The following is a 12,764-nucleotide window of genomic DNA, read 5'->3' as shown; positions in this document are numbered from 1 at the left end:
TAGAGCCATCAGGCCGGTCATGTAAGGTCACAGATCAATATCCAGTGTGACGGGGAAATGATCGGATGCGGTCAAAAGCGCTTGATGCAAGTCCGTCACAGCCAGGCAGGCCGGGTCATGAAAAGGATGCCAGATGCGCCATTGCGGACTGCACGCCCGCAATTCCTCGCTGATCATGATGTAGTCCAGCAGAGCCTCAAGATACTCACCTTCGGTCGGGCGTGCAAAGCGCGCCGTCGAAAACAAACTACCCGGTTGATCCGCATAGGCCTCGACCGCGTGAGGGTCGAACAGGCCCGCTTGCAACAAAATCTCGACCGAGGATCGGCCGAACAGGTTTTCAAACTCATCCAGCCCCGGTCCATCGTTCAGATCGCCCATCAGGATCACGGGTTCTGCCGCGTCTAAATGAGCCCCTACCCGTCGCGACAGCCACACCGCCTGAGCCAATTGCTTGCGTCGATTGGCGATCGAGATTCGTATAGCCTCATCCCGGTTTTCGGCTCCATGAGGGGCTTTTGACTTCAGATGCGCGCCGATCAGACGAAAGCGCCCGCCCGCCGGTGTCCGCACCAAAAGCTCCATCGGAGGCTTTGAAAACCGAACGCGGTCTTCGGTCGCGTCGATGTCGAGGTCAATATGAAACACGCCGTCAAACCGTGGGGCGCTCTTGTCACCCGTCCCTTTCGGGTCGTGATTTACGGTCATGGCCATCGGGTCATACATCAGCGACAGTTCCTGATGTGTGTCGTTGGCAAAACCCATTACCGCGTGACTGGTGCGCAGATCAAATGCTTCGGCAAAGCGCTGCAACGCGCGCACGGTGTTCTGGGTCTTACCGGTGTTAGGCGCTTCGACAATGAGTATCGCGTCCGCATCTAGCGCCGTCAAAACTTTGGCAATCGCCTCAACCTGTTCCGCCTTGGTGATGTTGTGCCTGCCGGACCAACTGTCGTCGACAATCAGCTTGTCCTGACGATCAAAAAGATTGGCGAACCACTCGATATTGTAGGTCGCCAACCGCATTGCGGTCAGGCCCGAGCGCCGTTGATCTCATCCCATGCGCGGTTGATGTCGATCATCTTTTTCTCGGCCAGTCGAATCGCCTCTTCGGGGACGCCACGCGCCATCATCGCGTCGGGATGGGTTTCGCGCACCAATTGCCTCCAGACCTTTCGGATATCAAGTAGCGGCATATCCCGCGGAACACCCAACACAATGTAGGGATCATTTGGCGCATCCGGGACAAACCGCGCACGCAAGGCCAGAAACTGCGCCTCGGTCTGGCCAAAGATGCGGCTGACCTCTTCCAGAAACTCGTTTTCGTTGGGGTGGTAGAACCCATCGGCCATGGCGATGTGGAACAGCCCCTCCATCAGGTCGCAAAAGGTGGTGCTGTCATCGGCAAACATCCCCGCGATCTTGCGGGCATATTCCTGATACCCCGCCACATCGGTTCGGGCCATGTCGAACACACGGGCGGCGTCGGCCTCATCTTCGCGCGCGATCTGAAAGACATCACGAAATGCGGTGACTTCATCGCGGGTTACTTGCCCATCGGCCTTGGCCATCTTGGCGCCCAGCGCGATCACTGCGATCGTAAAGGCCACCGACCGTTCAGGCGGCGTACGCAGCTTTTCGAAAACAGCAGTCAGGCTTTCGCCCTTGGCAAGCGCGCTTAGCGCATCGGATATACGAGTCCAGATCGACATGAGCGCACCCTAGCCTTTGAAAACGCCGGTGTCAGGTGCGACGAGTGGCTTTGGGGCAAGAATTTTCTGCATTAGCACAAGATCCAGCCGTTTGCCCCATTTGAATCCTACCTCGGGCATCCGCCCGACATGTTGGAACCCAAGCGCTGCGTGAAACGCCTCGGCCCCCGGATTGGCCGATGAGATGCCGGCGACCAACACATGAACGCCCTCATGCCGCGCGACTTCTTCCAGTGCAGCCATCAGGGCCCTGCCCGCGCCTTTGCCGCGTGCTTGCTCTGATAGCTGAACAGAATGCTCGCGGCATTGGGCATATCCAGGGCCGGATCGGAACGGGCCATAGGTGGCAAATCCCTGAACCAAAGCGGCGTCTTCAACCACCAGATAGGCGCGGTCCCGTTGTCGGATATCCTCCGCAATGCTGTCGGTGTTGCGTTCAGCCGTCGTAAAGGTGATCAGTGTGTCCCGAATGATAGCATTCGCAATGTCCGCGATTGCCTTGGCATCCGCCACCTGAGCCTGACGAATTTTCATTCCAACACGCGCGGTCCATGCGGTGTCTCAAACTCGGCCCGCAATGCCGCAGCACCGCTGTCGAAAACCACGCCCTCCATCTGGCCCAACAGTTTCGCAAGGTCCAGACCTTCCGGATGCGAGACCACCAAGCGGCGCAATCGGCAACCGCTTTGCGTTAGCATCCGCGCCGGGTGCAGATCGCCATGCCATTGAATAAGAGCCGGAAACAGGTTGTCGAAAGGCAAACGACCACTCGGTGGGACCGCCATCTGCCACCGCAACGCACCTCGGGCCAAGTCGATTGGATGTCCAACACCATCGGGGAACACATCCAGCGCCGCGTCAATATTCGGCACCTGGCAAATCCAATTGGTCAAACGCGGGGGACCCTCGAACCGATCCAGATCGAACCAGCGTGTTCGCTCGGGATTTGGCGCGGTCGGGTCGATTGCAATGGCTTCGAGATACAATCCATCGGCCAACCCTAGAAGACGATTATGTGTTCCGAAGGCTTCGTGTTTGCCACCCTCTTGCAGGGTCACACCCAGCGCGTCTTCGATATGGGCTGCAGCCTCCTCTACGGTTTCGCCTGAGACGGCCAGATGATCCAGTAACATGAGTGCCTCCAACGTAGTGCGACCAGACCTTTTGGGTCTGGTCGCATGTTTCCGCCAAAGCGCCGGGATCACAAGATTTTTCGTCGAAAAATCTTTAGCCTTAGCCTTTGGCTTCTCGGATCAGGCGCAAGATGTCTTGTGCAGCCTCGGGAATGTTTGTGCCCGGTCCAAAGATCGCCTTGACGCCGTGCTCATAGAGGAACTGATAATCCTGCTGCGGGATCACACCGCCGCAAATGACGATAATATCCTCGGCACCGGCCTTTTTCAGTTCTTCGACCAGTTGCGGGGCCAACGTCTTGTGTCCCGCGGCCTGAGACGAAATCCCGACCACATGAACGTCATTGTCGACCGCATCCTGCGCCGCCTCAGCAGGTGTCTGGAACAGAGGGCCAACATCCACGTCAAAGCCGATATCGGCAAAGGCGGTCGCGATCACCTTGGCACCCCGGTCATGCCCGTCCTGCCCCATCTTGACCACCAACAGGCGCGGGCGGCGGCCCTCTGCCTCGGCGAATTCGTCTATGGATTTCTGGATCGCGGCAAAGCCTTCGTCGCCCTCATAGGCGGCACCATAGACACCGGCCAGTGTTTTCACCTCGGCGCGGTGGCGGCCGAACTCTTTCTCCATTGCCATGCTGATCTCTCCTACGGATGCGCGGGCGCGGGCGGCTTCGACCGCAGCAGCCAGCAGGTTTCCGCCCTCCTGGGCGGCTTTGGTCAGGGCGTCCAGCGCCCGTTCACATGCCGCCTCATCACGGGTGGCGCGGATGCGTTCCAGGCGCGCGACCTGCGCTTCGCGCACGGCAACGTTGTCGACGTCCAGAATGTCGATCGGGTCTTCCTGTTCCTTGCGGTATTTGTTGACACCGACGATAACCTCTTCGCCCCGGTCGATCATCGCCTGACGACGCGCGGCGCTTTCCTCGATGCGCAGCTTGGGCATGCCCGAGGCAACGGCCTTGGTCATCCCGCCCATCTCCTCGACCTCTTCCATCAGGGCCCAGGCCTTTTCGACCAGCTCATTGGTCAGGCTTTCGATGTAATACGAACCCGCCAGCGGATCGACCACATCGGTCACGCCGGTCTCTTCCTGCAGCACCAGCTGCGTGTTGCGCGCGATGCGGGCCGAGAAATCAGTGGGTAGGGCAATCGCCTCATCCAGCGCGTTGGTGTGCAAGCTTTGCGTGCCACCCAGAACCGCGCTCATCGCCTCATACGCCGTGCGGATCACGTTGTTGTATGGGTCCTGTTCCTGCAGCGAAACGCCAGAGGTCTGACAATGAGTACGCAACATCTTTGACCGCTCGGATTTCGCCCCGAAATCGGTCATCACGCGGTGCCACAGGGTGCGGGCGGCGCGCAGTTTTGCGATCTCCATGAAGAAGTTCATACCAATCGCAAAGAAGAACGACAGACGGCCCGCGAACTTGTCCACGTCCATTCCGGCCTGCGTCGCAGCGCGCACGTACTCGCGCCCGTCCGCCAGCGTATAGGCCAGCTCCTGCACCAGGTTCGCACCGGCCTCCTGCATGTGATAGCCCGAGATCGAGATCGAGTTGAACTTGGGCATCTCGTTCGAGGTATAGTCGATAATGTCCGAAATGATTTTCATCGACGGCTCGGGCGGGTAAATATAGGTATTGCGCACCATGAACTCTTTCAGAATGTCATTCTGAATGGTGCCGGACAGCACGGACTTGTCATGTCCCTGCTCCTCACCCGCCACGATGAAATTCGCCAGAATCGGGATCACCGCGCCGTTCATGGTCATCGAGACCGAAACCTTGTCCAGCGGGATGCCGTCGAACAGGATTTTCATGTCCTCGACAGAGTCAATGGCCACGCCGGCCTTGCCCACATCGCCCACCACGCGCGGGTGGTCGCTGTCATAGCCGCGATGCGTGGCCAGATCGAAGGCCACGGACACGCCCTGCTGACCGGCAGCCAGATTGCGGCGGTAAAAGGCGTTCGATTCCTCGGCCGTCGAAAAGCCCGCATATTGACGGATCGTCCATGGACGGCCTGCATACATCGTGGCCTTCACCCCGCGCGTGAACGGGCCGAAGCCCGGCAGCGTACCCATGTGCGGCAGATCCGCAGTATCCTCAGCTGTATAGAGCGGCTTGACGTCGATGCCTTCCAGCGTCTCTTTGGTCAGATCTTCCAGCGGACGCCCGCGCAGCTCTTTTTCGGCCAGCGCCTGCCAGTCTTTGGTATCGGTCATGGCGATTTCCTTTTCCTATTTCGGGTTACGCGCGAAGAGGAACCCGCACGCAGTTATGTTTCGAAGTGCCCGGCCAATCCGGGCTGCGCGCGACAAATTGAGCGCGCATTGCATTTCACTGGTCGCATTCATCTGAACAGGGGCTATATTCGATGGAACAGGAGGCCCCATGACACGAACGCTTGCCCTTGTTTTCTCGGCACTAATCCCGCTGGCCGCGATGGCTGCCGACGGGTCTGCGCCGGATGAGGATGAATTTGTCCGACCCGCAGGTGATAGCGAGTTGAGCGAGTTTTTATGGGTCAACAGACCCATTGTCGTCTTTGCCGACACGCCGGCAGACCCCCGCTTCCAACAACAAATCGACATGCTGATCGAAGGCGAAGCCGCGATGCGTGACCGCGATGTGATTGTCATCACTGACACGGACCCGGCGGCCAAATCCCCGATACGGTCGCAATTGCGCCCGCGTGGTTTCCAGATGGTGTTCGTCGACAAGGACGGCGTGGTCAAACTACGCAAACCGTCCCCCTGGAGCGTGCGTGAGATCGGTCGATCCATCGACAAAACCCCTCTGCGCGAACGCGAGATTCGCGAACGGCGCGAAGGCGGTTGATAACCTTCGCCACGCCCCAAGCCCCCGGCGCAGAACGCCGGGAGAGCTATGGGGTATGACAAAAGTGCTATCATGATCACTCGAACTCGATGATCACATCGTCCACGGCAAGACTGTCGCCGGGGCCTGCGTTGATCTTGGCGACCACACCTTTCTTCTCGGCGCGCAGGATGTTTTCCATCTTCATCGCCTCGACAGTGCATAGCGCCTGACCTTCCTGCACCTCTTGGCCCAGTTCAACGTCGATCTTCACGATCAGGCCGGGCATCGGGCAGAGCAGCATTTTCGAGGTATCGGGCGGCAGCTTCTCGGGCATTAGCTTGGCCAATTCCGCCTGACGCGGACGGCGCACATGCACTTTCAGGTCTGCACCCCGGTTGCGGATACGGAACCCACCCGAGATTTTGCCGACCTTCATGACCAGCGCTTCTCCGTCGACATCCAAAACAGCCAGTTGGTCGCCCGGTGTCCAATCCGAGGCAACCCGCAGGCTTGTGCCATCCGTGAAGGCGACCGTCGCGCCTTCTTTATCCGCTTCGATCTTGACGTCGAACTCCTGACCCTGCAGCGCAACATTCCAATGCGCGCCGACCTTGCGCTCGTGGTTGTCCATACGGCCCGAGACGCGGGTGCGACGAATTTCAGCGACCCGGTACATCGCCGCGCAAGACGCAGCGATACGGCGCAGGTCTTCTTCTGGCAGGGTGACGCCTTCAAAACCGTCGGGATACTCTTCGGCGATGAAAGCGGTGGTCATGTCGCCACTGATGAATTTGGGATGATCCATCACTGCCGACAGGAACGGCAGGTTGTGGCCGATGCCTTCGACCTCAAAGCTGTCCAGCGCCACGCGCATCGCCTCGATCGCGGCTTCGCGGGTCGGTGCCCAGGTACAGAGCTTGGCGATCATCGGGTCGTAATACATGCTGATCTCGCCGCCCTCATAGACGCCGGTATCGTTACGCACTGCCGCCTCGCCTTCGGGCGCGTCACCCTGCCATTTGCCATTCACCAGCATCGGACCGGCCGCCGTTTCCATCGGCGGGCGATAGCGGGTCAGACGGCCAATCGAGGGCAGGAAGTTGCGATACGGGTCTTCGGCATACAGACGGTTTTCAATCGCCCAGCCGGTCAGGGTGACGTCATCTTGGGTGATGGTCAGCTCTTCACCTGCGGCCACACGGATCATCTGTTCCACCAGATCGACACCGGTGATCAGCTCGGTCACGGGGTGCTCCACCTGCAGGCGGGTGTTCATTTCCAGGAAGTAGAAGTTCTTGTCCCCATCTACGATGAACTCGACCGTTCCGGCGCTGGCATAGTTTACAGCCTTGGCCAGCGCGACGGCCTGTTCACCCATCGCCTTGCGTGTCTCGGGGTCGAGGAAGGGCGACGGGGCCTCTTCCACAACCTTCTGGTTCCGACGCTGGATCGAGCATTCACGCTCACCCAGATAAATGCCGTTGCCGTGGCTATCGCACAGTACCTGAATTTCGATATGGCGCGGCTGAGTCACGAATTTCTCGATGAAGATCCGGTCATCGCCAAAGGAATTCGCGGCCTCGTTCTTGGACGACTGGAACCCCTCGCGCGCCTCGTCGTCATTCCACGCGATCCGCATGCCTTTGCCGCCGCCACCGGCGCTGGCCTTGATCATCACGGGATAGCCGATGTCGTTCGAGATTTTCACCGCCTCGTCGGCGTCTTCGATCAGACCCATGTATCCGGGCACGGTCGAAACGCCTGCCTCCTGCGCGATCTTCTTCGAGGTGATCTTGTCGCCCATGCTTTCGATCGCACCGACCGGGGGACCGACAAAAGCCACGCCTTCGGCATCAAGCGCTTCGGCGAACTTTGAGTTTTCCGACAGGAAGCCATAGCCGGGGTGAACCGCCTGCGCGCCGCTTTGACGGATCGCGTCCATGACCTTGTCGATTACGATATAGGACTGGTTCGCAGGGGGCGGGCCGATATGAACGGCCTCATCCGCCATCGATACGTGCAGCGCGTTGCGGTCCGCGTCCGAATAAATGGCAACGGTGCCGATACCCATCTTGCGCGCAGTCTTGATGACCCGACAGGCGATTTCGCCCCGGTTGGCGATCAGTATCTTGTTGAACATGGAACGTCCTTTGTCTTGGTGTTCGAAAAACGTAACACGCCGCCGCGAGGACTTAACCCCACGACGGCGTGATCAGCGATGACGGTCGGGGCCGAGTAAGCCCCGATGACTTCGTTAGCTACAGTTGTTTTGCGTCTTGCAATACAGCACGTTGCCGGCCGCGCCGACCACGGCCCCAAAGAGCGGGTCTGATTGCAGCACCGCCGCGCCGACTGCGCCGGCGCCACCGCCCAGGATCGCCTGTTCGCCCGTTGTGTCGCCACAGGCTGCAAGCCCGGCGCAGGTCGCCAATGCAAGCGCAAGTTTCGAGAGTCGCATGAATTCTGCCTCATCTGTTGGTTTGAATCAGTCGAAGCCAGATGCGCGGTTCGGGTACCGCTATTCAATAACAGACAGGTATTAGGCCAAATATGCGCAGCTTTATGCCGTCGAATCCCCGCTGTGTGCGCAAAGAAAAACGCGGGCAGGGATTTGTGAAACTCACAAGCCTGCCCGCGGAAGGAAGGGGTACGGAATAGTAGGTGCATGTGCGGCGCAGGCAAAGTAGAGCCGCACGGCTTGGACACCATGCACGGTGTGGTTGCACCTGCAAACTGTGATTCACGAGTCGCAATTTTTCCGGCTGGAATCTGCCCATTCAAAGAAAAGCCGCGCAATTTTGCGCCGACGCTGTTTCGCGCATATTCACGGGGACTCACGCGAATGTTCGTCACAATTCCGTTACAAGCGTTGACCCGAAAAACAAGCTTTGCACTTGCAGCATCACGTTTTGCGCACGCGATAGCGACGAAAAAAAACACTGCGTTCATAAGGTTAACCGATCTGTTCACCTTGCCGTGATCCAGGTCAGTTTTTTGCACAACTTTTCTTGAGATTTTTGCGTTTGATTGTCCCAATCTCGTGATTTCCCTGAAAATCGTCGGCGTGGAACGTTGCGCGTGCACACTCGCACACAAGGAAACATCCAAATGATTACAAAGAGAAAAACGGCATCTCTGCTCGCTGCCACTGCGCTTAGTGTGACTGGCACGCTTGCTCATGCCCAGGATGCGAATACGCAGGCCGAACTGGAGGAACTGCGCCTCCGGATCGAAGCCTTGGAATCTCAGGGACCGGGTTCCACCCCAGGTGACTTCAAAATCGGAAGCACGACGCTGGACGTTTACGGATACGTTAAAGCCGACTTCTTTTATGATTTCGACTTTGAACAGGGTGACACTGCCTTCGTGAACGCAATCGGTGAGCCTGCCAATGCAACCAGCGGCACCTTCGGGGCAACTGCGCGCCAAACGCGGATAGGGTTGCTGACCAGCACACCCAGTGCGATTGGGGATATCGGCGGCCAAATAGAACTCGACCTGTTCGGCGGTTCCGCCGCCTCCGGCGAATTGAGAATCCGGCACGCCAACATCCGAATAGGAGACGCTTGGCTGATCGGCCAATTCTGGACCAACTTCCAACCATTGGATACCTATCCAACCACAGTTGAATTCAACGGCCCTGTCGGCATCGCTTTTGCTCGTGTTCCCCAGGTGAGGTACACAAATGTACTGTCTGAGAGCGCCGAGTTTGCATTGTCCATTGAGGAAAACGTTAACGATTCCAACTCGGATGATCCCGTTTTCACCGCGTCGGCTGAATACAATGACGGCCGATACGTTGCCCGCGTCGCCGGTTTGTATGGTCGCGCGCAAGACGAAGATGGTATCAATGAAGTCGACCAGTGGGGCGTGACCCTGTCCGGGTCGGCCCGGTTGTGGGAAGGCGGTCTGTTCCAGGTCAACTATGTAACCGGTCAGGCGCTTGGTCCCTGGCTGATTGGCGTAGGCGATGCCGTCGTGAATGGCGAAGCTAACGACGTCGATGGCTTCACTGTCGAACTCCGTCAGCAAGTCAGCGACAAGTGGAACGTTGGTATCGCCTACGGTTACGAAGACTATGACCTTGCCACCTCGACCGGAGATCTGGCCTTTACCGAGCTGGAAACGATCCACGTCAACGCCTTCTATCAGGCCACCGAGACTCTGACGCTGAGCGCCGAATACATCTACGGCGAGCGCAACGATGTGATCTCGGGTGAGGATTTTGACGGCAGCCGCGTTCAAGTTGCGGCTCAGCTGAACTTCTGATCGCATATCACGACCCTGCCCCCATCGGGGCAGGGTTTTCCACGGAGCGTTGCCCGCGTGAGGATATACGGCCAGACAGGTCACGATCAGCGCAGTCCGTCGAAAATATCCGGAAACGACAGCTTTGCAGCGTCAGGATCAATCACCAGCAATGCGTCATAGCTGGCCGGATCAAAAGGATCCTCGGCTGGAATGACTTCACGCTCGAACAACCAGCTAAGACGACCGGCATCCAGATTACCCCTCTCAAAAGGCTGGTCGCCGAAATGCTGCCAGAGCGCCTCCATAAATCCCGCATCCGCCCGGCGGTCGGCTGGTTTGCGATCACGGAACCGTTCACGTCTGGTTAGCGGCGTCACGCCCTTGGGATTGGCCCGGCGGATCGTGAATTGGAAATCTGTTCCGGCCAAACGACCGGGAAATCCGCGGTGCTTCAGCATGTTGCTCCTCCGCTGACATAAACGTTCCCAAAAACATCGAAATCGCATCCTGTGATGGATGAGGTCATCTTGCGCACCTCCAAAGCCGCATTGCTGGTCAGAAACGCTCTGACGATCTGAAAACCGGGTCTCATGATCAGAGCCCCTCCCAGATACACTGCGCCTGCTCCAATCGGTAGGCTTCGAAATACTGCGTGGCGTCAGGTGCGGCCCGTCCAAATTCCGTTGGCCGATCAGATAGCGAGATCACTACACGTGCCGGTTCCAAATCGTATTCAGCGACATAGGCGACGGCCAGCGTATGGCACAGGTGCTCCATATCGACCGAGGCGACGTCATAGCCGATACGGCCTACGTCGGAACCGATCTTCGGAGCAACAAAGCGGAAACGGACCCAAAGTTCGCCGGGGTTGTTGTCCAACAGAACATCGCTCAGATGCACGGGCTGACCCGAAGGGACAGCCAAATTGGTTTCCGCAACTACAGGGGATGACAGGGTCAGAAAACCCAGACAAAAGGCGCGACCCCGGACCCACCAAAGGTGAGCTCCTCTCTCCGGGATCGCGCGCGCATGGCTTTTGGCCCGCGCTTTTCTAAATCTGGTAAGAGCACTCATTTATCAGCTTTGCCCTCAATGTCAAACTCAAGTCCCCGTCAGGCCTTCGTTACCTTGGACTGCAAAAGGAAATCGGGGTCGAGTTGACAAGAAACCGACCCCGCCCAAGCACTTACAACGGGATGTTGTCGTGCTTTTTCCAGGGGTTTTTCAGCTTCTTGTTGCGCAGGCTTGCGAAAGCGCGCGAAACGCGACGCCGCGTCGATTGCGGCATGATCACCTCGTCGATGAAGCCACGTTCGGCAGCAACGAATGGATTGGCGAAACGGTCTTCGTAATCCTGTGTGTGCTGCGCGATTTTCTCGGCATCGCCCAGATCGGCGCGGTGGATGATCTCGGTCGCACCCTTGGCGCCCATCACCGCGATCTCGGCTGTCGGCCACGCATAGTTGAAATCACCACGCAGGTGCTTCGACGCCATAACGTCATAAGCCCCGCCATAGGCTTTGCGGGTAATCACGGTGACTTTCGGGACGGTCGCCTCACCATAAGCAAACAGCAGCTTTGCACCGTGTTTGATGACACCGCCATATTCCTGCGACGTACCCGGCAAAAAGCCCGGAACATCCACCAGGGTCAGGATCGGAATTTCAAAGCAATCGCAGAACCGCACGAACCGCGCCGCCTTGCGCGAGCTGTCGATGTCCAGACACCCGGCCAGAACCATCGGCTGGTTGGCGACAACACCGACGGTCTGCCCTTCGAGGCGAATAAAACCGGTGATGATGTTTTTGGCGTAGTCTTCCTGAATCTCGTAGAAGTCACCCTCATCCGCCACTTTGGTGATGAGTTCCTTCATGTCGTAGGGCGTGTTCGGATTGTCCGGGATCAACGTATCCAACGAGGTCTCGATCCGGTCGGGTTCATCAAAGAACGGGCGGACCGGAGGTTTCTCTTGGTTGTTGAGCGGCAGGAAATCCACCAGACGGCGTACTTCGGCCAGCGCTTCAACGTCGTTTTCAAAAGCGCCATCCGCGACCGAGGATTTCTTGGTGTGGGTCGATGCGCCTCCCAGTTCTTCGGCGGTGACAACCTCATTGGTGACAGTTTTCACCACATCTGGGCCGGTCACGAACATGTAGGATGTGTCTTTGACCATAAAGATAAAGTCCGTCATCGCCGGGCTGTACACTGCGCCACCTGCACAGGGCCCCATGATCACGCTGATCTGCGGCACCACGCCCGAAGCCATGATGTTGCGCTGGAACACTTCGGCATAGCCCGCCAACGAGGCAACGCCTTCCTGAATCCGCGCGCCGCCCGAGTCGTTGATGCCGATCACTGGCGCACCGTTCTGGATCGCCATATCCATGATCTTGCAAATCTTCTGGGCATGCGTTTCCGAAAGAGACCCGCCAAAAACGGTAAAGTCCTGGCTGAACACATAAACCATCCGACCGTTGATCGTGCCCCAGCCGGTGACTACGCCGTCGCCCGCAGGTTTCTGGTTTTCCATACCAAAATCGGTGCAGCGATGACTGACGAACATGTCGAACTCTTCAAAGCTGTCTTCATCCAACAGCAGTTCGATACGTTCCCGCGCAGTCAGCTTGCCGCGCGCATGCTGAGCGTCAATCCGTTTTTGACCACCACCCAAACGGGCATTGTTACGGCGGCCTTCAAGCTCGGTCAGGATGTCTTTCATGACAGTGATCCCCTAATGTAATCTGGCGGGACACTATACGTTATACTTGCCAGTCCAAAGCAACTTTCGGCAAATTTGCAAACCTTTGAACATTTTTTAACAGAATAATGCAAATCCGCAAATT

13 protein-coding genes are annotated in these 12,764 nt (G+C 57.9%); 2 read left to right on the top strand and 11 right to left on the bottom strand.

Annotated features, from left to right (window positions below):
- Positions 1–27 precede the first annotated feature (27 nt).
- From J7380_RS06825 to scpA, 5 genes are all read right to left on the bottom strand, one after another.
- Positions 28–1,026, bottom strand: coding sequence for an endonuclease/exonuclease/phosphatase family protein (locus J7380_RS06825; RefSeq protein ID WP_209195049.1), 999 nt, complete (start codon positions 1,024–1,026; stop codon positions 28–30).
- Between the two features lie 5 nt (positions 1,027–1,031).
- On the bottom strand, positions 1,032–1,712 hold the full coding sequence (locus J7380_RS06820; RefSeq protein ID WP_170352493.1) for a molecular chaperone DjiA: 681 nt from the start codon (positions 1,710–1,712) through the stop codon (positions 1,032–1,034).
- A gap of 9 nt (positions 1,713–1,721) precedes the next feature.
- Positions 1,722–2,246 (bottom strand): GNAT family N-acetyltransferase, encoded by a 525-nt coding sequence (locus J7380_RS06815; RefSeq protein ID WP_170352492.1) that lies wholly within the window; start codon positions 2,244–2,246, stop codon positions 1,722–1,724.
- A complete protein-coding gene (locus tag J7380_RS06810; protein WP_209195048.1) occupies positions 2,243–2,845 on the bottom strand; it encodes a VOC family protein in 603 nt (200 codons plus the stop codon). Before J7380_RS06810 ends, J7380_RS06815 begins: the two co-directional genes overlap by 4 nt.
- A gap of 100 nt (positions 2,846–2,945) precedes the next feature.
- The gene (scpA, locus tag J7380_RS06805; RefSeq protein WP_209195047.1) at positions 2,946–5,072 is read right to left on the bottom strand and encodes a methylmalonyl-CoA mutase; all 2,127 of its coding nucleotides are present in this window, start codon (positions 5,070–5,072) and stop codon (positions 2,946–2,948) included.
- A 169-nt stretch (positions 5,073–5,241) separates the two neighbouring features.
- Here scpA and J7380_RS06800 point away from each other — a divergent pair, with 169 nt between their 5' ends.
- Positions 5,242–5,688 (top strand): DUF4174 domain-containing protein, encoded by a 447-nt coding sequence (locus J7380_RS06800; protein WP_170352489.1) that lies wholly within the window; start codon positions 5,242–5,244, stop codon positions 5,686–5,688.
- A gap of 76 nt (positions 5,689–5,764) precedes the next feature.
- On the opposite strand, the gene J7380_RS06795 is transcribed toward J7380_RS06800, so the two are convergent.
- Positions 5,765–7,810: an acetyl/propionyl/methylcrotonyl-CoA carboxylase subunit alpha gene (locus J7380_RS06795; RefSeq protein WP_209195046.1), complete on the bottom strand. Its 2,046-nt coding sequence runs from the start codon at positions 7,808–7,810 to the stop codon at positions 5,765–5,767.
- A 114-nt stretch (positions 7,811–7,924) separates the two neighbouring features.
- Entirely contained in the window at positions 7,925–8,128 is a 204-nt protein-coding gene (locus tag J7380_RS06790; protein WP_170753160.1) for a hypothetical protein, read from the bottom strand.
- 650 nt (positions 8,129–8,778) lie between these two features.
- Between J7380_RS06790 and J7380_RS06785 the strand changes: the two genes are divergently transcribed.
- Complete coding sequence (locus J7380_RS06785; RefSeq protein ID WP_209195045.1) at positions 8,779–9,939, top strand: DcaP family trimeric outer membrane transporter; 1,161 nt, start codon at positions 8,779–8,781, stop codon at positions 9,937–9,939.
- Between the two features lie 86 nt (positions 9,940–10,025).
- Here J7380_RS06785 and J7380_RS06780 read toward each other — a convergent pair whose 3' ends face one another.
- From J7380_RS06780 to J7380_RS06765, 4 genes are all read right to left on the bottom strand, one after another.
- Positions 10,026–10,379 carry a hypothetical protein gene (locus J7380_RS06780; protein WP_170753162.1) on the bottom strand — a complete coding sequence of 118 codons (354 nt, stop codon included), beginning with the start codon at positions 10,377–10,379 and terminating at the stop codon, positions 10,026–10,028.
- Positions 10,373–10,513 carry a hypothetical protein gene (locus tag J7380_RS06775; protein WP_209195044.1) on the bottom strand — a complete coding sequence of 47 codons (141 nt, stop codon included), beginning with the start codon at positions 10,511–10,513 and terminating at the stop codon, positions 10,373–10,375. The genes J7380_RS06780 and J7380_RS06775 overlap by 7 nt, the downstream gene beginning before the upstream one ends.
- Positions 10,514–10,515: 2 nt before the next feature.
- Positions 10,516–10,845 carry a DUF6497 family protein gene (locus J7380_RS06770; protein WP_209195043.1) on the bottom strand — a complete coding sequence of 110 codons (330 nt, stop codon included), beginning with the start codon at positions 10,843–10,845 and terminating at the stop codon, positions 10,516–10,518.
- A 262-nt stretch (positions 10,846–11,107) separates the two neighbouring features.
- Entirely contained in the window at positions 11,108–12,640 is a 1,533-nt protein-coding gene (locus J7380_RS06765) for an acyl-CoA carboxylase subunit beta (RefSeq protein ID WP_209195042.1), read from the bottom strand.
- Between the last annotated feature and the right edge of the window lie 124 nt (positions 12,641–12,764).

Origin of the sequence: Ruegeria sp. R8_1 (genome assembly GCF_017743815.1) — a bacterium.
Classification (GTDB): Bacteria; Pseudomonadota; Alphaproteobacteria; order Rhodobacterales; family Rhodobacteraceae; genus Ruegeria; species Ruegeria lacuscaerulensis_A.
This window is presented reverse-complemented; position numbering and strand designations above follow the sequence as displayed.